The sequence below is a fragment of the Paenibacillus sp. FSL H7-0331 genome (assembly GCF_001956045.1).
The window spans coordinates 113683-138735 of sequence record NZ_MRTH01000004.1; the positions used below are offsets into that span (position 1 = coordinate 113683).

At 44.8% G+C, this 25053-nt stretch carries 14 protein-coding genes; all 14 read left to right on the top strand.

What is annotated here, in order from left to right:
- Positions 1–4: 4 nt before the first annotated feature.
- The 14 genes from BK127_RS07400 to BK127_RS07465 all read left to right on the top strand — a co-directional run bounded on the left by BK127_RS07400 (position 5) and on the right by BK127_RS07465 (position 24937).
- A complete protein-coding gene (locus tag BK127_RS07400; RefSeq protein ID WP_076229386.1) occupies positions 5–1336 on the top strand; it encodes a UDP-glucose dehydrogenase family protein in 1332 nt (443 codons plus the stop codon).
- A gap of 36 nt (positions 1337–1372) precedes the next feature.
- Positions 1373–2743 carry a sugar phosphate nucleotidyltransferase gene (locus BK127_RS07405; RefSeq protein ID WP_076229387.1) on the top strand — a complete coding sequence of 457 codons (1371 nt, stop codon included), beginning with the start codon at positions 1373–1375 and terminating at the stop codon, positions 2741–2743.
- 195 nt (positions 2744–2938) lie between these two features.
- The gene (locus tag BK127_RS07410) at positions 2939–4450 is read left to right on the top strand and encodes a glycosyl hydrolase (RefSeq protein ID WP_256711214.1); all 1512 of its coding nucleotides are present in this window, start codon (positions 2939–2941) and stop codon (positions 4448–4450) included.
- A gap of 35 nt (positions 4451–4485) precedes the next feature.
- Positions 4486–7119: a discoidin domain-containing protein gene (locus BK127_RS07415; RefSeq protein ID WP_076229389.1), complete on the top strand. Its 2634-nt coding sequence runs from the start codon at positions 4486–4488 to the stop codon at positions 7117–7119.
- A gap of 170 nt (positions 7120–7289) precedes the next feature.
- A complete protein-coding gene (locus BK127_RS07420; RefSeq protein ID WP_076229390.1) occupies positions 7290–7739 on the top strand; it encodes a MarR family winged helix-turn-helix transcriptional regulator in 450 nt (149 codons plus the stop codon).
- A gap of 3 nt (positions 7740–7742) precedes the next feature.
- A complete protein-coding gene (locus BK127_RS07425; RefSeq protein WP_076229391.1) occupies positions 7743–8282 on the top strand; it encodes a glutathione peroxidase in 540 nt (179 codons plus the stop codon).
- A gap of 211 nt (positions 8283–8493) precedes the next feature.
- Positions 8494–11493, top strand: a complete 3000-nt coding sequence (locus tag BK127_RS07430) for a glycoside hydrolase family 2 TIM barrel-domain containing protein (protein WP_305954289.1) — start codon at positions 8494–8496, stop codon at positions 11491–11493.
- Positions 11494–11662: 169 nt separating this feature from the next.
- The gene (locus BK127_RS07435; RefSeq protein ID WP_076229393.1) at positions 11663–13363 is read left to right on the top strand and encodes a sensor histidine kinase; all 1701 of its coding nucleotides are present in this window, start codon (positions 11663–11665) and stop codon (positions 13361–13363) included.
- The gene (locus BK127_RS07440; RefSeq protein WP_076229394.1) at positions 13345–14547 is read left to right on the top strand and encodes a response regulator transcription factor; all 1203 of its coding nucleotides are present in this window, start codon (positions 13345–13347) and stop codon (positions 14545–14547) included. Before BK127_RS07435 ends, BK127_RS07440 begins: the two co-directional genes overlap by 19 nt.
- A 155-nt stretch (positions 14548–14702) precedes the next feature.
- Positions 14703–16049: an ABC transporter substrate-binding protein gene (locus BK127_RS07445; protein WP_076229395.1), complete on the top strand. Its 1347-nt coding sequence runs from the start codon at positions 14703–14705 to the stop codon at positions 16047–16049.
- A gap of 202 nt (positions 16050–16251) precedes the next feature.
- Positions 16252–17139 (top strand): carbohydrate ABC transporter permease, encoded by an 888-nt coding sequence (locus BK127_RS07450; protein WP_076229396.1) that lies wholly within the window; start codon positions 16252–16254, stop codon positions 17137–17139.
- Between the two features lie 14 nt (positions 17140–17153).
- On the top strand, positions 17154–18011 hold the full coding sequence (locus BK127_RS07455; protein ID WP_076229397.1) for a carbohydrate ABC transporter permease: 858 nt from the start codon (positions 17154–17156) through the stop codon (positions 18009–18011).
- 340 nt (positions 18012–18351) lie between these two features.
- The gene (locus tag BK127_RS07460) at positions 18352–24183 is read left to right on the top strand and encodes a glycerophosphodiester phosphodiesterase family protein (protein WP_076229398.1); all 5832 of its coding nucleotides are present in this window, start codon (positions 18352–18354) and stop codon (positions 24181–24183) included.
- A 190-nt stretch (positions 24184–24373) separates the two neighbouring features.
- Positions 24374–24937, top strand: a complete 564-nt coding sequence (locus BK127_RS07465) for a glycerol-3-phosphate responsive antiterminator (RefSeq protein WP_076229399.1) — start codon at positions 24374–24376, stop codon at positions 24935–24937.
- The last annotated feature ends 116 nt before the right edge of the window (positions 24938–25053 follow it).

Below are 25053 nucleotides of genomic sequence, written 5' to 3' on the forward strand. Positions count from 1 at the left end.
CAGAATGGATATCGCTGTAATTGGAACCGGTTATGTCGGACTTGTTTCGGGAATATGCTTTGCAGAAATGGGCAATCACGTTACTTGTGTCGATCAGGATATAAATAAAATTGAGGCTTTACGAAATCTAGCTTCCCCCATCTACGAGCCAGGAATCGAAACATTTATGGAGCGCAATGTACAAGCCGAACGTTTGAAGTTTTCATCCAACTTGATCGAAGCGGTACGGCAATCCGAGCTTATTATTATAGCGGTAGGCACTCCCTCCCTGCCAAGCGGTGAAGCCAATTTGCAGTATATTGAACAAGCAGCAGGCGAAATAGGTAGAGCCATGAACGGCCGGAAAATCGTCGCTACGAAAAGCACCGTCCCCGTTGGAACGAATGAGAAAATACGCCAGATCATAGCGGGGCAAACGGACCAACCGTTTGATATTGTCTCCATACCAGAGTTTTTACGGGAAGGCTCGGCTATACAGGACACGCTTCATCCTGACCGGATTGTGATCGGGCTGGATAACCGGGAGTTAGAAGCAACCATGGTGGAGTTGCACAGCAGCTTCACGGACCAGATCTTCGTCACGGATATTCGCAGCGCGGAAATGATCAAATATGCTTCCAATGCATTTCTGGCAACGAAAATATCATTTATCAATGAAATATCAAATATTTGTGAAAAGGTGGGGGCTAATGTAACGGAGGTCGCTCTAGGAATGGGGAAAGATCCCAGAATTGGCCCGTCGTTCTTGAATGCCGGAATCGGCTACGGAGGATCATGCTTTCCTAAAGATACCAAGGCATTAATCCAAATTGCGGGTAATGTTAATTATGAATTCCAGCTTTTGAAGTCGGTGGTAGAAGTCAATAAGGCGCAAAGATACAAAATGATTGAGAAGTTGAAGCAGTCGCTCGGACAACTGAATAACACCGTGATAGGGATATGGGGCTTATCTTTCAAACCGAACACAGATGACATCCGCGAAGCGCCTTCGATTGAAATTATTGAAGCTTTGATCGGCTTGGGTGCACGGCTTAAGCTCTATGATCCTGTCGCCATGGGTAAATTCAAGGATAGCTTCGACCACCCTTCCATCACGTGGTGCGCTAATGCGCTGGATGCTGCAGCAAATGCGGATGCCGTGTGCTTGCTGACAGATTGGCAGGAATTCAAGGAGATTTCATTGTCACAGTTAATCTATGTGATGGAGCAACCGATTCTTATTGATGGAAGAAATGTGTACAGTAAAGAGCAGATCGAAGGAGCAGGGCTTCATTATTATTCAATAGGAAGGCCTGAACCTATACCAGCTTTCCGTTCTCAGGTCCATGTCGGATAGGCTTAACTAATCATAACCATAGGGAGAGTGACATTCATGAAACTTGTTCTTCTATCTGGAGGCTCGGGTAAGCGGCTTTGGCCATTGTCCAACGATTCAAGATCCAAGCAGTTTTTGAAAATACTCGAAAGTCCGAACCATGAGATGGAATCTATGGTACAGAGAGTATGGAGGCAGCTAAATAACGCAGGTTTGACAGATTCCGCTTATGTAGCTACAAACCGATCTCAAATGGATATGATGACCAGCCAACTTGGGAACGAGGTCCCGATCATTATCGAGCCCGAAAGGAGAGATACCTTCGCTGCTATTGCGCTCACGGCTACATACATGTATTCGATGGGCAACGTTCCGCTTAATACCGTTATAACCGTCATGCCAGTCGATCCTTATGTAGATGAAGCTTTCTTCGAAGCTATCAAGCAACTGGAGCAGGTTCTTCAACAGACGGATGCCAACCTGGCGTTAATCGGTGTGGTTCCAAGCGTCCCTTCAGAGAAATATGGCTATATCGTGCCCTCCGAGCCTCATGCTGCAGATCCGAATATACTTCAGGTCAGTCATTTCAGGGAAAAACCTGACCGTGCGCAGGCCGAAGCTTTAATCCAGCGTCATGCTCTATGGAATTGCGGCGTATTTGGATTCCGTCTCGATTACTTGATTAATGTGCTGATTGAGAAAGGACTTCCAATTCAGTATGAGGAGATGCTCAAGCAGTATAAAGACCTGCCCAAAATCAGCTTTGATTACGAGGTCGTAGAAAAGGAAGACAATGTAGTCGTGCTGCCCTATAGCGGATTCTGGAAGGATCTGGGCACCTGGAATACGTTGACAGAGGAAATGAGCTGCTCCCAGATCGGGACTGGAATTATTACGGAGGACTCCGTAAATACACACCTGATCAATGAGCTGGACATCCCAGTTACCGTGATCGGCATGCACGATGTGGTAGTAGCTGCAAGTCCAGACGGCATATTGGTCACTTCCAAAGTGGAAAGTCCAAGAATTAAGGAAGTTATGAATCATATTGAGCAGCGGCCGATGTACGAGGAACGGAGATGGGGACGGTACCGCGTCGTTGACTACATCAAATATAAAGAAGGTAATGAAGTATTGACCAAACGCATCATGGTCTGTGCAGGTAAAAATATTAGCTACCAGCTTCACTATAAACGAAGTGAAGTATGGACCATCATTAGCGGCATTGCTAACATTGTGATCAACGATAAGCCGTTTCAAGTGAAGGCGGGTGATGTAGTCCGTATTCCGGAAGGGACCAAACACAGCATTCTGGCTATAACTGATATGGAGCTTATCGAGGTACAGACCGGTTCGGAATTGGTCGAGGAGGATATCGTTCGAATTTGCATGGAATGGAAGGACATACCGCTTCATCAGTTCATATGAATGCGGATATTCGGAATGAGCAACCGCCTTTTATTCTCTTTGTGGGGATGGAAGGCGATTGTTTATTTGACCACTAAGTATAAAATAATGAACCAGATCGGCAAGGTTATGACAATAGCCCAAATACAGCCTCTTGGCATGGACAGCTTAGAATTATGATTCACTCACTAGCAGCTCCTTTAACAAGCATAAGTTTTGCAAAAATTATACCATATGATTTTGCTGCAGCATAGCAGAAGGGTGGGTGTGGTTAGAAAAGTGATTTCTATTTTACTGTTACTTACGTTGGTTGCCCCTCATTTTCCTGTTGATTCAGATATTTCGTTAGCTTTATCTGCCCCGGTAAATCCGATAGCATCAACGGAAGCAAAAGCAGTATTGCAAAATCTCTATGAGATATCAGGGACGAAAATCATAAGTGGACAGCATGATTATTTGGAAAGCCCGGATGAGCTGAACAACAAGTTAAAGAAACAGACTGGCAAGAACGCGGGAATCCACGGCTATGAGCTTGGAGCCATTATGAATCAATCCCCTTCGGAGGTAGCCTCGCAAAGGCAGAAGGTGGTGAACAGCGCGATTGCATGGAATAAGGCAGGTGGTCTTGTTACGATGACTTATCATGAAAGCATTCCCGATACTTGCCGCTGCTGGTCCAATGTACAAAAGGAAATGAGTCAATCTGAGTTCGATAAATATGTGACGCCGGGAACTGTGGAATATGACAAATTGATTGCGGACCTGGATGAGGTGGCTGTATCCCTGATTAAGCTTAAGGATGCTGGAGTTCCTGTATTATGGCGTCCGTATCATGAAATGAACGGAGGATGGTTTTGGTGGGGCAAGAAGAATAACTTCTCTGCTCTATGGAATATCATGTATGACCGATACGTAAACGTGCATAAGTTGAACAATCTTCTGTGGGTATGGAGTCCGAATGCCCCTACGGAATGGGCTGATCCTTATACGCTGACTTATCCTGGCGCTGACAAGGTGGATATCCTGGCTGTTGACATCTATGGTAATGAATTCCGACAGGAATACTATGACAAGATTGTTGAGCTTGCGGGAGGCAAACCGGTGGCTATTGGAGAAACCGGCGAGATCCCGGACCCTGCTGTCCTTGAGAATCAGCCTAAATGGGCTTATATGATGGTTTGGGGCAAAATGCTGACCGAAAATAACACCGCAGAGCGTATCCACTCCTTTTATGCCAGCTCAAGATCCATCAAGAGGGGGACGGTTCCGCTTACTCTCCGAATGCCCGGCAAGGCTGCCGGTAAGAATGGATTGGTAGCCGAATATTATGATAACAAGGACTTTACAGACCTTAAGGAAGTTCGTGAAGATCCTAATATCGACTTCAATTGGCGGCAATTGGCTCCAACTACCGCTGTACAGGCAGACACATTCTCGGTGAGATGGACGGGCAGGCTTTGGCCCAGCTTTACGGAAACTTATACGATATCCACCTTGAGCGATGACGGAATAAGAGTTTGGGTGAATGGGGATTTAGTTATAGACAGCTGGTTCAACCAAAGTTGGGTTGAACGATCCGGTACGATTGCACTTACCGCCGGAAAGCCCGTCGACTTTAAAGTAGAGTTTTACAATGACAAAGCAGGAGCGGCAGCCAAAGTCATGTGGGCAAGCCTTTCCCAAGCCAAAGAAATCATTCCGGAGAGTGCGTTATTTATTCCTAAATGAAGGACGCGGTTCAAAAAAAGGAATGGAGACACACCATGAAAAGAAAACTGGTTTTGTTGTTTGTCTTGCCAGCAGTTCTGCTATGCTTGTTCATTTTATCTTTAGTTTCCTGCGACCCATGCAAGGCAGCCGATCAATTAACGCGTGCTGAGCCAGCGTCAGCTTTGTTAAACCAGGACAACTGGATATGGCTGCTTGGGAAACAGGATGATTCCTTGAATGAATTCGGTAATTCGGATACCGGGAGACAAAGTTATAGCTTTCCTACCGATTCCATTAAGAGTGCGGATTGGAAAAGTGTGCCGAGTGGACTTAATAAATCGGTGAATCCGTCATTTAGCATTAACTATTCGTTGGAAGCAATCCCGGAATACGGCGTTCATTTACAGTTCAAAGTGCTCGATGCTTATAAATCGGTCCCTCAAATGGCTGTCTTCACTAACCGCATGTTATCGGGCATTGTTCAGATCGCTGGCGTCGGTGGTACGACAAGCGAATACCCATTCAAAAAAACGTACGTGCTTTACATCCCAAAGGAGCAATTGCAGCTTGGTAACAACGTATTGGAGCTGCAGGCTGCAGGCTGCTTATATTGCTCGGCTTCCGAGAATGAGTATCTTTGGTGGAAGTGGGATTATATCGGGTTAAAAGCTTTGTCTGCACCTGTGGAGGAACCGATTCACGGCAGCTATATCGCATCAGGTACAAGCCTTAACAATATGTCCTTCTACTACGACGAAGGGGCCGTTCGGCATCTCCCTTATGTCTTGAAATGGATGGGCATCGCTTATAGCGGTAATGTGATGCGTACCGGCTGCGCTACCGATGTGAAGAACGCTTGTTCAGCTATTGGGACTTATTACGAGACGTTACGGGACTATAATACTCAAGCTGTATCGTTTCATTTGCACACAGGCAATATCAAGCTGAAAATGGATGGGACACTTCCCGATGATGCCAAGGATAAATTGTATAATTACGTAAAAAATTACGGTTCTCTTTTTCAATATTATGAGATCGATAACGAGCCTGGATTATTTAATCGTTCCAAAGTAGTAAATCTGGCCATAGCGAATTGGTTAAATGCCAACATCCCTATATTGGCACCCCATTTGAAGACCGTTGCCCCAGGCTGGGCCTATGCTCTCCCGTATGAGATGAAAGCTTGCAAAAATCAATTGCCCGATGGAAAACGCCAATGTGGGGATCCTGACGGGTGGGAAAGCGATCCGTCCCAGCGCAGGGAGCTGGAAAATGTGACTAATCTAACCAATGGTCATTCCTATGGATCCTCATTTGCGGATCGTGTGGGCGGAAGCTTTGTAGAAAATTTGAAGACGTTTGGTGGAGCCGAAGACGGTTTGCCGAAGCTGATGCTGAATACCGAATATGGTACCTCGGATACTCATATGGATGCTAAGCAATTCGGGGCGGTAGAACCGAAATCGGCGGTCTTTGACCGGATTATGCGCGCTCATATTGGTTATGCAGACATGTTCACCCATCATGCTGCCTTTTATCCCAACTACTCTTTGTTTGAAACAGGCTTTAATTTGAATAACCATAATCCTGCTACAACACGAATATACGGGAATACTTCAGAAACAGATTCCCGAGCAGGGGTTATGAGACGGCTTAATCTGGCCTATGCGACCCATGGCAAACCGTTAGTTTACCAAATAACGAATACCAATGTCTTGTATGATAAGCTGGTATACTTCCGTGGGGTAGACACGTCTTCGCTGAGGCCTTTACCCGGATCGCAGGGAACCTCTAACAAAATATTGCTGAACTTCGTTAATTTTGAGAAAAGCGCACAGACGATAGCTGTCAAAGTGACGATGCCTGAACAGACTATTTATGAAGGGGAAAGATTCGGGCCAGGCAGCACCTATGAGGAAGCACGGACGTATATATCGGGATTACAGGCTTCCCCCGATCTGGAGTTAAGGGAAACGCTCGGTCCTGGTGAAGCGGTTCAATATATCCTAACACGATCTGAAGATGTTAAACCAAAACCTCCGACGTGGGTGAAGGCAGCGCCTATACAGCAGCATTCAATAGAACTCTACTGGATGGAATCGGAGGGAGCCAAGGGCTACGATATTTGGCGTAGTTCAGATTCGAGTGTGAGTTACGAATTAATCGCTGCTAACGTACAGAAAACCCGTTTCATCGACAGCAGCACTTTGGCTGGAACGACATACAAGTATCAAATAAGATTGCCAGGAGTAAGTGGGACTTCCCAAACTGTTGAGACAGCCGCGACGGATTATGTACCTTTGGAACGTAAGGATTGGATAGTCTCAGGCAGTTCCGGCGGGAAGCCACAAGGCGCGATTGATGACAACAGTAATACAAGGTGGGATACTAGCGCCGCGCAAACGTCGGGACAATATTATCAAGTAGATATGAAGAATCCTTTTACGATCAATCGAATAGAGCTTCAGACGGAGGGATCGCCTAACGATTACCCACGTAAATATGAAGTTTATGTGTCGAACAATGGCTTAACATGGACGGGGCCGATCGCATTCGGTAACGGAAATAAGGTAACGGAAATAAAATTCACCCCGCAGCAGGCCAGATATGTAAAAATTGTGCAAACCGGAACGAGTGGAAATTACTGGTCCATTCATGAGCTGCAGATTTATGGTTTTGAACGATAACTGAGAAGGTGAATCCCCCAGATGGGGGATTTTTTTGAGAAAATTATCTTAAAATAGGATAGGAGTTACAAAATTGAATTTCAGTCTTCTTGACATTTCAATAAAAATGAGGTAAATTAATTTTATGAAATTAAATTGTATACAATTTAATTGAGTGGAAAGAGATGCTTATGAACAGAGACGAAATATTGAAGCTGGATAATCAATTATGCTTTGCGGTCTATGCGTTCTCAAGGGAGATGACAAGGCTATACAGGCCGGTTCTGGACAAGCTGGGACTTACATACACCCAATACATTGTGCTATTGGTGCTTTGGGAGCAGGATGTCATCACAGTTAAGGAGTTGGGCAGCCGATTGTATCTGGATTCGGGTACCCTTACGCCGTTGCTGAAGAAATTGGAAGGCATGGAATTGCTTCGACGGAACCGTGACCCTCAGGATGAGCGCAACGTCATTATCCGGCTGACTGATCGGGGGCATTCTCTTAAGGAACAAGCACAAGAGGTGCCTGAACGCGTATTTTGCCAGATCGACATAACTCAAGAAGAAGCTTTCACAATGAGGAAGCGTCTTACCGAGCTGCTCGAGCAAGTTCATCAACTTACACAGGAGGAATAAACTATGGGAGTTCATTCGTTTTCCGCTACCAACATTCGAGGTCAAGAAGTGCATTTGGATCAATATAAAGGCAAGGTGCTGCTCGTTGTGAATACAGCAAGTAAATGCGGATTTACACCGCAATACTCCGAGCTGCAAAAGCTGCATGAAAGCTACAGTGATCGAGGACTTGTGATTCTTGGCTTTCCCTGCGATCAATTCGGCGGTCAAGAACCTGGCACGAATGAAGAGATCGACACCTTCTGCCAAATTAATTATGGCGTTACCTTTCCGCTCTTTTACAAAATCGAGGTGCTGGGTGACAACAAGCATCCGTTATTCGGCTATTTGACAGAAGCTCTGCCATTCGAAGGCTTTGACCTGAACGACGGAACAGGTAAAATGATGCACAATATGCTGACTAAAGCGGGTACGATTGAGGGCAACGATATCAAATGGAATTTCACCAAATTTCTTATTGATGCTGATGGCAATCCAATCCAACGTTTTGAACCAACGGTTTCGCCTGCGGACATGACCTCTGAGATTGAAGCGCTGCTGTAATTCATTTACAGAAACGAAATGACCGGGACCCTTTTTACAAAAAAAGGGTTCTTTGTGTTTGAACGCAGCTATGTTTGTTAAAAAATACACTTATTCCAAACATCTGTCGGTTCCAATCCCCCCAGCATCCATTTAAAATGATCATGCATGAACCGAAAGCTTGCTACTGTTTGCAGCTTAATTGACATTAGGAGCGATTCATTTGATTAATGTGACCCGTTACTGGGAAGATCTTAAAGTTTTGCAAATCAACAGGGAAGCTCCGAGAGCCTACTACATTCCTTATGGTGATGTGGAAGCGGCTTCAAGCGGAAAACGTGGACGTTCCCCTTTTTATCAAACCTTGAATGGACGATGGAAGTTCCAGTATCATCCCAGTATCAAAGATGTTGAGGACGGTTTTTATGACGTTTCAACAAATGTAAGCGCTTGGGACGATTTGACGGTTCCATCCTGCTGGCAAGTTAAAGGGTACGATCAACTGCAATATACAAACGTGAATTATCCATTTCCTTGTGATCCTCCGTATGTACCTAATGAGAATCCGACGGGTTTGTATGTCAGGGAGTTCAACATTTCTGACAATTGGAACGAAAAAGAAAAATATGTTGTGTTTGAGGGGGTCAACTCCTGTTTCTATCTCTGGATCAATGGCGAATTTGTAGGCTACAGCCAAGGCAGCAGGGTGCCAGCGGAGTTTAATATTTCCCCCTATATCCAAAGCGGTAAGAACCGAATGGCTGTGATGGTATTAAAGTGGTGCGACGGCACTTATATAGAGGATCAAGATCTTTGGAGATTTTCCGGAATTTTCAGAGACGTTTATTTACTTGCTCGGGATCACAATCATATCGTGGATGTATTCAACAAGCAGGAGATATCAGATGATTACCAAAAGGCTGTTGTAAAGTGTGAATTACAGACTACGAGCTCTTTGGAGATTAGGGCACAGTTAAGAAATGCCAGGGGTGAAGTGATACACGAAGGCATAGCAATGATTGATCGTAAGGGATGCTTGGAATTTGAAGTTCTGGAGCCTGTTCTTTGGAATGCGGAAAATCCTTATTTATATAGTCTGTATATTTATAGCGGGAACGAGGTGCTCCTGTTTCAGGTAGGCTTCAGAAAAGTTGAAATTAATGACGGCGTGTTTATGATCAATGGAACTGCGGTGAAGCTCAAAGGTGTCAACCGTCATGATTCACATTCTGAGCTTGGGCAAACGATTCCGATCAACCATATGATCAAAGACCTTGTGCTTATGAAGCGTCACAACGTGAACACCATTCGAACCTCCCATTATCCTAATGATCCGCGTTTTCTGGATTTATGCAATGAATACGGTTTTTACCTGATTGATGAAGCAGACCTGGAATGCCACGGTGTGCTGCATGCGGGAGATTATCATATGCTAACTCGAAATCCGGATTGGGAGGATGCTTTTCTGGAGCGGGCCATCCGAATGGTCGAAAGGGACAAAAACCATCCTTCAATCATTATGTGGTCCCTGGGTAATGAGTCCGGTTACGATGTTAATCATATGGCGATGGCAAGATGGATCAAAGGTCGAGACGCGTCACGACCTATTCACTATGAAGGTGTAGATCCGCGACATCAAGGAAGCTCTAATACAGAGGTCATCGATGTAGAAAGCCGAATGTACTCTTCACCTGCATACATTGAGAATTATGCTAAAGATGAGAACAGCACGAAGCCGATGTTTTTATGCGAATACAGCCATGCTATGGGCAATGGGCCCGGAGATCTGAAGGATTATTGGGATATCATTTACAAATATCCGAAGCTGATGGGCGGCTGTGTGTGGGAGTGGTCTGATCATGGGATCAAGACCCATTCAGCCGATGGAAAGGAATATTTTGCTTACGGGGGAGATTTCGGAGATCAGCCTAACGATGGCAACTTTTGCATAGATGGCCTTGTGGGTCCAGACCGGAAACCGCATACAGGGCTGCTGGAATTGAAGCAGGTTATTGCACCGATTCGTATGGAAGCGGAGGACTTGACAAAAGGCACGATAATCGTAACGAATTTGTTCGATTTTATCGATTTATCCCATATTGAATTGACCTGGAGGATTGAAAAGGACGGGCAGCTGATTGATCAAGGGGAGCCGATCCAGCTCGAAGCTTCACCTCATGCTGTCCAACGGGTGCGTATACCCTATGAATTACCTGCTGAGTCCCACAGCCGTTATTTCCTTACAGTTTCGTGCAGGTCCAAGCGGGAGACCCGATGGGCTGAAGCCGGTCACGAAATCTGCTTTAATCAGTTCGAGCTCCCGGTCTTTAGGAGGCAGGAGCATGAGGTTCAACAGATACCGGCCATTCATTTGAATAAAAGTGGACATCAGTTGAATATTGAGGGATTTGATTTCAAGCATGTGTTCGACATGTATGAGGGTGCATTTATACAGATAACCAAGCATGGAATGGATATGATTGATGCGCCGACTAAATTTAACATATGGCGTGCCCCTACCGATAACGATCGTAAGATCAAGCACAGCTGGATGGAAGAGGGCTATGACAGAGCAAATATGCATGTGTACGGTTGTGAGATCACGAATCAAACGGAAGCATCGGTGGAGATCACTGTACAATTTTCTTTAGGCGGATATATTAAAATCCCGATTCTTCATGGTGTTGCCCTCTGGAAAGTAGATGGTACTGGTGAAATTTCACTGCAAGTAGACATCACTGTAAGAGATGGTCTTGTATTTCTTCCACGCTTCGGGCTGCAGCTTACTATGCCTCAAGGAACGGAGGAGGTAGAATATTTTGGTCTTGGCCCGCATGAGAGTTATATAGACAAACGTCATAGTGTAAAAAGAGGAAAGTATCTACTGACGGTTGACGAGATGTTCGAAAACTATATTATGCCTCAGGAGAATGGTTCGCGATATGGAACCGAGTGGGCGATCGTATCCAACGAGCAGGGAATGGGGTTGAAATTTTCGGGTTCGGACGATTTCTCCTTGAATGCAGCGCATTATACACCAGAGGATCTAACTAAGGCCGCTCACGATTATGAGCTTGTCAGACGAAAAGAAACGATTGTTCACCTCGATTATAAGATAAGCGGAGTAGGCTCCAATTCCTGCGGACCTGAGCTTTTGGTACCTTACCGGTTGGATGAAAAGGAGTTCAAATTTGAACTTAGAATCAAGCCTATTTTTAAAGAGGATGAATAAACAACGGCGTGGTGGTGTTCCCTAAGTAACTAGCTTGGGGGAAACCACCCCTATTTTTTAGAAAATGTATGCTATGGAATAAACTGAGGGTGGAATCAGCAAACATAAATCGTTATACTACATTATATCTATTTATCATATCTATTTATCATCTCAAAGCAGGTGAAGCATGAAATACCGATTTCCCTCTGAAAAGCTGCCCTACCGGTTTCAATTGTCCAAAAGTGTTCAAGCAAGACTGATCATTTTTTTATTGATCGTGGCTATTTTGCCTTTAATAACACTGGGTTACTTTTCTTATTATAAGTCATCCCAGGTTGTCAATTCTCAATTCGGAAACTACGGCCTGTATGCCGTGCAGCAGCTGAGGCTTCATCTGGATACCAACTTGAAACAAATGGAAAATATCACGGGGAATATATTAGCTTATTTGACGTCCACACCTATTGTAATCGAGGATGAGGATCTTCAGACCTACAGCCAATATACAGATGAAAGAGATCTGAAAAGACTGCTCGCCTCTTATACAAATTCGGATATCATAAGCGTAAATATTGTTACCAAATCGGGAAAAATCTATGGGAACGATATGATTAATGCTCAGAAGCTTATGCTTTCCGACTTTTGGAAGAACGTTTCAGAGCGTCCTATAATACGCAATAAAATTATGATTCATCATCCGGATTATTACTCGTCCACATCGGTGAATTATGTGATAAGTTTAGTCGTACCTATACAAAAACAGTTCAGATTGCCGGAAGGAAGTCATATTTTAATTGAAATGAAAGCGGATTCAATATTAGGCTTATTTCGTACCTTTGAACATGATTTGAAAGCGCATCTGCAAATTCTTGATCAAAACAGAGGGGTGTTGCTGCAAACCTCAGCAGATTATTCTTTTGCTGATAATGATATTATATGGTCGGATCGGTTAGATACGAATGGGTGGATTATTGAGGCCAGATTGCCTTATAAGCAATTTTATGAATCCTCCAGTGTCATTTTAAAATATTCACTGTTTGTTTCTTTATTAGCCCTTGTCCTGGTGGTTATTATGGCAGGTATTTTTTCTTCGCGGTTTACAAGGCCCATTAAAGAATTAGCTAAATCGATCAAGAGATTCGGTCAAGGTGATCTTTCCGTTCAGACGCGGATTACAACGTCGGATGAGCTGGGATATCTGGGCGATGCCTTCAACAGGATGACGGAGCAAATCAAACAGTCGGTACATGAAATCAGCCTTAAAGAAAAGCTCAAAAGCGAGGCTGAACTGAGAGCTCTCCATTATCAAATTAATCCTCATCTGCTATTCAATACATTAAACAGCATTCAGTGGAAGGCGAGATTAGCCCACCAGCCGGATATACAAAATATGCTCGTGCATTTAGTCGCTGTGCTGGAGGCAAGTTTTAATTTTAAACAATCGCTAGTACCGCTTAAAACGGAGCTTGAAGTGGCACAGCATTTTCTGGAAATTCAAAGATACAGATACGGAGATGTATTCAACGTTGTATTGCATGTGGAGCCCGAGCTGGAGAACTGTCTTATACCACGAATGGTGCTTCAACCCTTGTTAGAGAACATCTTTTTTCACGCTTTTACCGATGGTAGGGGGCAATTGATGCTTACGATTACTTCCTTACGGCAAAACATTTGCATGGAGCTTACCGATGACGGTTTGGGTATCAAACCACAGCATCTGGAATATATCCGAAGCGGCCACAAAATTCCTGATAAGCAGGGCGGGCTGGGTTTACGGAATGTCGACGAACGATTTAAGCTGCATTTTGACTTGCAGTACAGGATGAACATTGAATCAGAGAGAATGAAAGGAACGAGGATGATGTTCATATGGCCGAAATTACTGTAGATACTGTTTTAAAAGTGATGATTGTTGATGATGAACAGTTGGTCAGACAAGGTCTGCGCATGACCGTTGATTGGGAAAAACATCAAATGAAGGTCGTTGCGGACTCTGCGAACGGTTTACTCGGTTGGGAATCGTTCCTGAAACATCGGCCGCACATCGTCATTACCGATATTGTGATGCCGGAAATGGACGGAATCGAGTTGGCCAAGCGAATCTTGGGGGATTATCCGGAGACTAAGATATTATTTTTAAGCTGTCACCGCGATTTTAGCTTTGCCAAGCAAGGGATTCAGCTCGGTATATCCGATTACATTGTAAAAACCAACTTTGATGATGCACAAATGGATGACAGCTTGGCAAAAATACGCCAGGAATTACTTCTTCACAAACCGGAGAAAGCCTCCGCCACGACGCCAAAAGATCAAGATCGCACAGATAACCTTCTGCAAACATGGCTTATGGAAAAGAAACAATCGGCCGCTGCTCAATTGAAGCAGTATTTGGACACTGATTGGAAATGGATGGTTTCCGGGAGTCATCTATTCCATCTGTTTATGAACAAAGCTGGTGATACGGGTGAGAAGGGTTTGGACTTACTGGAGGAAGTAAGTCAAACCTTTCCACTTGTGTGCGCTGAGGGAATCCTTTTTCTGAATAATGGGCAGGACTCTTTGTTTTTATGTTGCGGCTCGGATCTTATGCATGCATGTAAAACTGAATTGCTCGCCATGAAATTGAACAAGCCTTGGCTGCATTGGAGAAGCGAGGGAGCTATACAAGATGCTTCGGGCTGGATGAAGGCCATGGAAAAGATGCACCGACTTCGGCAAATCGAGCTGCAAATCGAATTGCGCAGCGGAATTCATAAGGATGATGTGCTTAGGGCAATTGATTTTATCGATCAGCATTTGCATCTAGATATACGGGCTGCCGATCTGGCTAACCGAATAGGGGTTAGCAGAAGCTATTTTAGCACGATATTCAAAGAAGAGGTTGGCTGCAGCTTGATCACTTTTATTTCTGATCGTAAATTGAAACGGGCCAAGGATTTGCTGCGTCTGACCGACCTTCGAACGGATGAAGTAGCCGAGCAGGTGGGCATTCAGGACGTCAAATATTTTTCCAAATGGTTTAAAAAATGTGTGGCTCAAACCCCCAGTCTATACCGACATCAAACAAAATAACGAAATGATGGAACAAGATTACGACAACCTCCTGAACGTCAGGAGTGTTTTTTTATTTTTCTAAAATAGTACACTATTATCAAACGAATGTCAGTTTGAAAGCACTTTCAAAAAAACTAAGATAAAGAAGAACAAAATAAGGAGGGTATTGAACAATGAAAAAGAAAAGTTGGTCGCTATTACTGGTCCTCTGCATGTTTTTCTCTATCATGGCCAGTGCATGTTCCAATCCAAGCAGCAAACCTGCAGAATCGGCAAAGCCCGGAGAAGCCGTCAAGCCTGCAGATGCCGGTAAAAAGACGAAGCTGGTAGTTTGGATTTGGGAATCGGCAAAAACGGGTGTAGATTTGAACATGGAAGAATTTAAGAAGCAATACCCGAATATCGAGGTTGAATTTCAATTGATGAAATCGACAGACTTGTATCAAAAGTATTTGATCGCTTCCAATACGGGAGATGCAGTGCCGGATATTGTCTCATTGGAATCTACCAATCTTTCCCAAATGGTGCAAATTGATTCCTTACTGGATATTACTTCTCGTGTCCAGCCCTATAAAGACAAAATGAATGCGTACAAATGGGAAGACGCCACAAAGGATAATAAAATCTACGCGATGCCATGGGACAGTGGTCCGGTTGTGATGTTTTATAGAAATGATGTGTTCGCAAAAGCCGGTCTTCCTACCGATCCGAAGGAAGTTTCACAAAAAATCCAGACTTGGAACGATTACTATGAAGCAGCGAAACTAATTAAAGAAAAAACCGGCGTTCTGATGTATGGAGACTCAAAAACAAATTCAAGCAACCGTGTATTCGAGTCCATGATGTGGCAGCGCGGCTTGTGGTACTTCGATAAGCAGGGTAACGTATCCGTCGATTCGCCTCAGGTGAAAGAAGTAGCTGATTTTCTGGTCAAGATGCAAAAAGAAGGACTCGTATTTGATGCCCGTGCTAATACCGATCCTTGGGGTAATGCTATCAAAGAGGGTAAATTCGCTACCGTTGTAGGAGGCTCATGGCATGACGCGACCATCGAACAGCAGTATGCCCCTGGAGATAAGGGGAAATGGTCGGTTGCCATGATGCCAAAATGGTCCAAGGATGATAAATATGTCAGTGCCAACCAAGGCGGCTCTAACATGGCTATCAATAAAAATTCCAAGAATCCTGAAGAAGCATGGAAATTCATTGAATTTATGTTGGGTAAGGACAGTTCTCAAGCGAAAATGATGACAAAAGCAGGATTGTTCCCGGCACTGAACACCGTATATAGCAGTCCGGATATGGACGCGCCATCTGCATACTTCAACAACCAGCCGGTCCTGAAAATGTATGCCGAGTCGTTAAAACAAACTTTCCCGCTTGCTTACACTTCCGACTTTCCATTAGCCAATAAAATGATGACGGACGTATGGGCGCAAATCTTTTTAAACAATACGCCTTCGGACAAAGCTTTAAAAAGCATGGCTGACGAGCTTAGGCAAAAGACGAAAAGAAAGTAAGCACAAAATACCTATTCAATCTCGACAGGAATAACTGAGGGAGTGTCATGTTCATTCGAGCGAATGTGAATCAGCATGAGTTCGATGGGAATGATGCCCCCTTTGTTTTTTGCTAAGCTTACGAAGTCAGTTTTGCTTCGCCAAACTTAGCAAATGCTTACGAAGTCAGTTTCGCTAAAGCGAAACTCATAGGAGGAAAGCTATGAGAACCACAAGCTGGAAATGGCAGTTTCGACTCGCTCCTTATTTTTACATATCGCCATACTTTTTGTTGTTTATCCTGTTCTCTTTATATCCTATTATTTATTCATTTTATATAAGTCTCACGGATTGGAACGGTTCTAAAGTAAAGTCGTTTATCGGATTACAAAATTATACGACTTTAATGCATGATAACCAATTCTGGTTGTCTTTATGGAACAGCGCTGTGATCTATGTGATTTATGTGCCTATCATGCTTTTTCTGGCGCTTATTTTTGCCAGCCTGCTTAATGCGAACTGGATGGTCGGCAAAGGCTTTTTCCGTATGGCGTTGTTCGTCCCGAACTTTGTATCTGTTGTTGCCGTATCATTCGTATTTGTTTTGATATTCAACACGCAGGATGGACTTTTGAATTCTCTGCTTATGAATTTGGGATGGTTGGATAACCGTATTCCGTGGCTGGAATCACCGGGCTGGGCTCGGTTTACTGTGGCAATGATGGTTTTGTATCGCTGGCTCGGCTACAATATGCTGCTGCTTATGACAGGACTGCAAAGCATCCCCAAAGATTTGTATGAGGCCGCATATGTCGATGGCGCCACCAAAACCCAAAGTTTCTTTCTGATTACGATCCCTCTGGTGAAAAAGATATTACTATTCTGTACGATTTTGTCCACGATTGGGACATTTTCATTGTTTACCGAACCCTTCATCTTAACCAAGGGAGGCCCTTTGAACTCTACGTTAACTCCTGTTTTGATGCTGTATAACGAGAGCTTTCAAAACTTTAACTTTGGTTATGCTTCTTCGATCGCCGTATGTTTTTTTATTCTCATGATGCTGGTTTCGTTAGTTCAATTACGCTTGTTTGATGATAAAAATGGATAAAGGGGGGAGAAGGCATGCAGACCTCGGCTAAACAGAATTACAGCTGGAATCGCAAAAATGAATTTAACGCTATCCTCATGTTTATCGTAATGGCTGTTGTTTCCGCAGTGATGTTATTTCCGTTTTTTTGGCTGCTAAGCTCTTCATTAAAAGCGGTAAGTGAAATATTCGTCAACCCTCCGATATGGATTCCTGAAACCTTGCATTGGGAAAATTTCGGGGAACTGTTTTTGAAAAGAAGCTTTGGTATCATTACGTGGAATAGTGTTTTACTATCCACAACCTTTACTGTTGTAACACTGTTTCTATGCAGCTTGGGCGGTTATGCCTTTGCCAAATACGAATTCCGCGGAAAACAAATTTTATTCGTATTTGTATTAGCTTCGTTAATGATTCCTCACGAAGCGACAATGGTACCGCTGTTTGTCATCTATAAGCAGCTTCATTTAATTGATAATATTTGGGGGGTTATCCTTCCAGACCTTGCCAATGCCTTTGGTATTTTCTTTATGAGACAATACTGTCGGTCGCTGCCAGATGAGATGCTGGAAGCGGCACGGATTGATGGATGCTCGGAATTTACACTGTTCCGAAAAGTAGTGCTGCCCAATTTGAAGTCGGCTTTTGCAGCTTTGGGCATTATTTTGTTCGTTAAGCAGTGGAACAATTTTTTGTGGCCGGTTGTTATTCTAAGGTCCAAAGAGAACTTAACACTTGCCGTAGCGATCAAAGCACTTGAAGACAGCAATTATACACCGTATCACTTGATCATGGCTGCTTCGGTTATTAGCGTCATACCGCTGCTTATTGTCGTGCTCGTTTTTCAAAAGCAGCTGATTTCCGGATTGACTGAAGGATCTGTCAAAGGATAATCGATACCGACGACCTATCAGCATCAGCATCGGTCGAGGCACGATCGGATCCACTGGTTTTACAAATTCTTCACTTGCGTTTGATATTCTGATAACAAAGAGCTGATAAACTAGGAAATGTAGCAAACAAACGAATAGGTAAGGGTACGAGTCGAGGAGAATACCCTTTATGCAACAAATGGAAGAGCCTTTGTTTTGGCGCGCCGCTTCCGTTTGATGGATAAAGGGTTTTTTGTGTTGTTCAAGGGAAGGAGACCGCGGGCTTAACAGCAGATGTTCACATGTCGATGGTTTGTAAATGAACTCATGAAAGGGTTGAAAATTGATGAAGAGGTACTCCATGAAAAAGCATGCTAAATATGTAGTTGTAATCATGATAATAAGTTTAATAAGCAGTATGTTTCAAGTGCCTATGCTTCCATCCAAGGTTCATGCTGCGGATGCAGGGAGAAAATCGCTGGATGTGAATAAGACGATAACATCACCCGTAATTGACGGCAAGCTGGATGATTCGGTCTGGAAAATTGATCAGCCTCTGAATGCGCGTGTAGGCGAAGGCACCTTTAAAGACAGCAAATTTGGCTTACTGTGGGATAATAAATATTTATATTTGGGAATTCAGGCTGATGACGACACGCTTGTGAACGGGGGAACGGGGAATTGGTTTGAACAGGACAATATTAATGTGTTCCTGGATCCCAAGCTTCATCAATCCACACCTTATGTGGCCGATGACATGCAGCTTGGTTTTGTATATAAACCGAATACGACGGTACCTGAGTTTCATTATGGTGCTGCAGCTAATGGTCAGGCAGCCAAGGATGATAAGAAAATATTGAGGGCCATCAGTAAAACCGCTACAGGTTGGTCTCTTGAAGTCGCATTGCCGTGGGATATGATCAATTTTGACCCGGTGTTGAAAAAACAATTGGGTTTAGAAATTGGTGCTACAGACCGTTATGATACGGACCCCGCCAAGAATAGAACCAGCTTCTGGAGTGCTTATAACTCGTTTTCCTTCTGGAATGATACTTCCGGTTTTGGAAACATTACGCTTGTGGACAGCAGTCCGGTTTCAGGCAGCTTGAACAATGTAATTCTTCAGGAAAATTTCGACAATTATGCTACAGGTCAAATTCCAGACGGATGGATTTCGGATATTAATGCCGGAAGCCCCCCATTCTCCGTAGTGAAAGATACATATGGCAATGGAAGAATGACCTTTAATGGGATTACTTCCGGTCAACAAAGTCGCATTATAGCGCCGGTCCAATGGGACAATTTTGTCATTGAAGCGGATGTTCGGTTCGATGCATGGAAGGATACGGGAAGATGGGGTTCAATTATGTTCCGGGCACCCTCCACTGGCAAACCTCCCTATTCGCAAATGGCTATTAAGCCGAATGGTATTATTGAGGTCGCCTATAGAAAGCCTGATGGCAGCTGGGTCTCACCAATCACCCTTACGGGAGCGGGACTAGCGCTGAACAAAGATTATACGATGAAAGTAAGAGTCTTCGATAATCATGTTCAGGATTATTTTAAAGATAAGAGTGCGCCCGCCTTTGATCTCAAAGGGGATAAGTTCTTGACTCCGGATATGCTGCCAGAAAGAGGAGCAATCGGTTTTCAAGGTGATCAGAGCAAGGTTTCCTTCGATAATCTGAAAGTGACCCGTATTACGGCTGATCGGCTCGATATGACGATGCCTGGCACACTTGAGGCCCTGACAGGACCGGCTAGCGTCACAGCCAGTGTGTATTATTCGGATGGTGTAACAGATTCCCCTTCTGATGGACGGGTGAAGCTATATTCATTGGATGAAAGCATTATTAGAATTATTGACAACAAGATCTATCCTATCAAGCCGGGTAAAGCAATGGTTAAAGCTGTTTATTATAACCAGGAAGTATCAAAAGAAATTACGGTTACACCGTCTCTGACAGGGATTAAGGCGACATCCATCAAGCATGATGACGGTTATATTTTGGCTACTGCTGGTCAGGATGTGCTGCTGAATTCGGTTATATTTAAAGCGGAATTTAATGACTTTTCAACGGGAACTATCAAGGGCGATGAATTAACCTGGACTCCCAGCAGTCCTGACGTCGTTGTAGCGAATGGCAAAATAACGGCGCAAACAAAAGGCGTTTACATGCTTACTGCTGCAGCAAATGGTGCTACAGCGAATATGGCTCTAGTCGTTAAAAACGCTGGTGATAGTGAATACACGTTATACGAAGAGAACTTTGATAATGCCGCAGAGGGCTCACTGCCTCAAGGATGGACGAGAAAAGAGGGGACTACAGTTGGTGCAGCTGTGGTGAAATCCGGAGCATTTGAGCTGAATGCGAGTGCTGCTCCCGATAATCCTTCCCGAGTGCTGCTGCCCGATTATTTGGGACTGTTCGGCAATTACAGGATTGAAGCTGATGTTACGCATTTGGCTGCCAACGACGCGGCCAGATGGCACTCGATCATGTACAGAATACAAAACAACGACTATCCCTACTACCAAATGGCTGTTAGGAAGGATGCAACTGCATCCAATGGGATTGAGTTTGCCGAGCGAACAGCTGCCAATGGATGGAACGTAATGGAGACAGGTTCGAATTCCGAAGCTATTGATGTAGCTAAATTATATCATTATACGGTCAAAGCCCATGGAAGTCGGGTGCAGGAGTTGATTAATGACCGGGTAATTGTAGACAGCAACGCGGCAACAGCATATACGAAAGGAAGAATTGGGCTTCAGTCCAACGGAAGTAAAATGAAGGTGGATAATATTCGAATCACTTTGCAGCAAGAGGCGCTGCCGCCGATGCCGAGTGAACGATTCGTCCAGGTTACAGAGCCGGAAAGCCGAATTTCCATGGCCCCGTCTGTGATCACCGAGCTGAAGACGATGAAGGATTTGACAGCATTAACCGGACCTGTTCTGCCTGCGACTGTAATGGTCCATGTGAACAGTGATTTAAAGGTTACAGATCCAACAGGCCAGACGGAAATTGCAAGTCTTGACACTATTTTGGACACGATCGGAAACCGGATGATTCCTGCTTTTTACATTAAGGATGAGCAGACTGTAGATAAGCTGATGGATGCTCTGAAGAACAAGGGTATGGAAGATGCATTTGTCATCTCTGACAAGGGGGATTTGGTTAAGAGGGCAAGAACGGCCTATCCAATTATCCGTGGTATTGTAGATTTCAGTAATATTAAAGATGTAACGCAAGAGGGCTTGTTGGACATTCGTAGACAAACCACACGCAGCCTTGCCAAGATCGCACTGCTGCCACAGAGTGCAGCCTCCATGGATAATGTTGCGTACCTTCAGCAGCGGCTGATCGTAGTGTGGTCGAAGGAAGCTGCTAGTGCAACTGGTCACAGCCTGTCGATGCACAGCTTGATTACAGCTGGAGTGAACGGAATTGTCACGGATTCACCAAATGAAGCTTTCACTGCTTTTCAACTGTATTCGAATAATACAACATTGATCCGTAAGCCTTATATTATCGGTCATAGAGGCATGCCGACGAGCGCTCCCGAGAACACGATCGAAAGTGACAAGCTTGGGTTGGATAACGGAGCAGACTTTATTGAAAATGATATTTATGTAACCAAGGACAATCGTCTAGTCATTATCCATGATGCTGAATTGTCGCATACAACGGATGGCGCAGGAAATGTTGAGGACTTTACACTGGAGCAATTAAAGAAACTGAATGCCAATAAGCCGTTCCCAACAGGCTTTCCGTATGTTCAAATTCCGACACTGGATGAGCAGATTGAACTGGCTGCAAGTAGAGGGAAAATGGTCATGGCTGAAATCAAGACGAGCACGCCAGCTGCTGTTGCTGCCTACGTCAAGCTGCTTAAAGAGATGAAGGCAGAGGGGCTTGTCGACTCGATGTCCTTTAGCTCGAATCAATTAAAGCTGCTGGCTGATCAGATGCCGGAGATGCCTTCGGGCTTGCTGGTGAACAGCATCAGCTCTAATGAGACGAACGCCAATAAATCACTGCGTGATGCGCTGAGAACGGTTCAAGGTCTTAATGCCACGTTCAACGTAGGCTATTATGGGATTGGCAAGAACTTCCTGGAGGCAACCAAGCACCGTGGATTAATCGTATCGCCGTGGACCATTAATAACCAGGATGATCTTAAAAACTTGTTCGCGCTAGGAGCCTTTGGGTTAACGACCGATTATGCGCTGTGGGCTGCGGATTGGGCCGCTTCGGTTAAACCGGAGAAAGACAACTATGTGTTGCTGAAGGATGAAGGCTTGTCCTTACATGCAACCGTCGAAACCTACAAAGGCACCAAATCGACCGTAACCCCGGAAGTCGTGCTGCTGGACGGTCAAGATTTCATTGGGGTGGATCAAGGCAAGGTAACAGCCAAGAAGTCAGGAACCGCGCATGTGCTGCTCAGATATACAGCCGCCATGGACGCCAGCCGGAAATATGATTTGTATACGAAACCGATCACTATTGAGGTCAAAGGGCAGGAGCCGGAGAACCCAGGAGGTAATCCAGGAGAAAACCCAGGAGGTAATCCGGGCGGAAATCCCGGTGGAAACCCAGGAGAGAATCCCGGTGGTAACCCAGGAGAAAACCCGGGTGGTGGTAACCCGAATCCTGAGCCAGTAACCTATACACTCAGTGTGGATCCGAAGCAATATACGATTATTGTGGGCAGAGAACAGAACATCGACAATGTAACCTATTTGTCTGCAAAGGATAGCCAAATTGTAACTCCTTATGCAGCCTACACACCTCGTGACAATACCATTGTATCTGTAGAGAACGGTAAGATGCGGGCGCTCCTAACCGGTTCTACAGTGATTGATGTTGTTTACCGCAACACGACCGCTTCCATTGACGTTACGGTGGTGCTCAAACCGTCCAATTCGAGTTCGGGCGGCTCCTCCACAACCCCGGATACATCCGGAACTGGAACTGGAACATCTGGCACAGGCAATAACGGTGATGGCAAACAGTCCGTTAAGCTTGAAGCCGTCGATGGCAAGCTGGATGCGGGTCAACTCAGAAATGCATTTGCTGCTGGCACCAGAGTTGAGGTGCATATGACAGGCGAGAAGCTGGAGCTCAGCGCGGCTGGGCTGTTGGATGCATCACAAATAAACGGAAGCACACTGGTCATTACAGGCGATAGCAATGCTGCTTATTATTTGCCAGTATCCACTTTAAATCTAACGGGATTGGCACAGCAGCTGGGTGTAAGTGTGAATGACCTGACGATCCAGGTGACGATCAAGAAGCTTGACGACAGCATGGCGGCAGCAGTTGCAGCAGCTGTGGTGAAAGCAGGCGGACAACAAATCGCCACTGCCGTAGATTTTGATGTTCAGGCAGTCAATAAGAGTGGCCAATCACTTCCTATATCCTTTGGCTCCACCTATGTGGCTCGCGAGTTAAAGCTTGGCAAGGAAGTCGATTTCAAGAAAGCGACGGGTGTACAGTTTATCCCGGAAACGAAAATGCTCCGGTTCGTTCCGACCGTATTCGAAACGAAGGATGGTCAGACAACAGCTACACTTAAACGAAATGGCAACAGTATGTATACCGTAATGGAGAATAACAAAAGCTTCACCGATCTGGCCAACCATTGGGCAAAAGCGGACGTGGAGTTGCTGGCTAACAAGCTGGTGGTTGATGGGGTTAGCGATAGCCGTTTCGAGGGTGATCGCAATATCTCTCGCTCGGAATTTGCGGCACTGCTTGTTCGTGCCCTGGGTATAAGCCCAACTGCTGCCAAGAGTGATTTCCGCGATGTAGCCTCCGATGCCTGGTATGCTCCTGAGGTGGCTGCTGCGGCGAAAGTAGGTCTGATCAGCGGCTACGAGGATGGTACATTCCGTCCTGATAGGGAAATTACGCGTGAGGAGCAGGCTGCTATGGTCATCCGTGCCATGTCCTTCGTAAGCGTGGATACGGCGATTTCGGCAGCACAGCAAAGCGAAACCTTGGCGCCATTCAAGGATGCCAATAAGATCGCTTGGGCTAAATCCGAGGTAGCTACCGCTGTGCATGCGGGTCTGATGAATGGAATGACACCAGACACGCTCGATTTGGCAAGCTATGCAACACGTGCCCAATCCGCTGTTATATTGAAACGTTTCTTAAGCAAAGTCAATTTTATTAACTAGGTTTGATGCGCTTCGTTTCTTGATTCGGGTTTGGTGAGCGAAGCTGTATGAACAAAATGGTTGCATACAAAAGTTTGCTTGGGCTGTGCCTAACAGTCCAAGTAAACTTTTTGTTGATTTAAGTTAATATTGCGCAAACAATAGTCTGGTAAATTGGAATAGGTGTAAGAGTTGGAAAGGATGTTGGCTAATGAGTAATATTGAACATGATTATTGGGGCCCCAAACGGATCATACCTGCGGTTCGCAAGGTTGAGGATTTGCAAGCAGCCTGCCGAAGCGACAGTCCGGTAGTTTTCCTACTGATCGGCGATCTGCTCACCGTGGAGGATTATATTAAACAAGTGCAACAAGCAGGTAAAAAGATTTTTCTGCATGTCGATTTTATTACGGGATTGGGTGGCGACCCGATTGTAATGAAGTTTGTAGCCGAGCGATTGCGGCCGACAGGCATCATATCCACAAAGAGCCATTTTGTAAAGCATGCCAAAAAAAATGGGCTGATGGCGATCCAACGGATTTTTTTGATCGATACGTCGGCTTTGGAGCATGGCATCCACAACATTGAGCAGAGTGGGCCCGATGCTGTTGAAATTATGCCTGGGTTGATCCCTCGTGTGATTACCAAACTCTGTGATACGATTTCCATACCTATTATCGCTGGTGGATTAATTCACGATCATAGTGAGATTACAATGGCTTTACAGGCTGGTGCCAGTGCTGTATCGATGGGCAGCAAGCGGCTATGGATTTAATAATGTCACAGGTTTACAAAATCTTAACTTCCGCTTGATGCTCCGATAACAGAAGCTTGGTAAAGTAGAGATGTAATAACTAATCGAATATACAAGGGTACGAGCCGAAGAGAAAA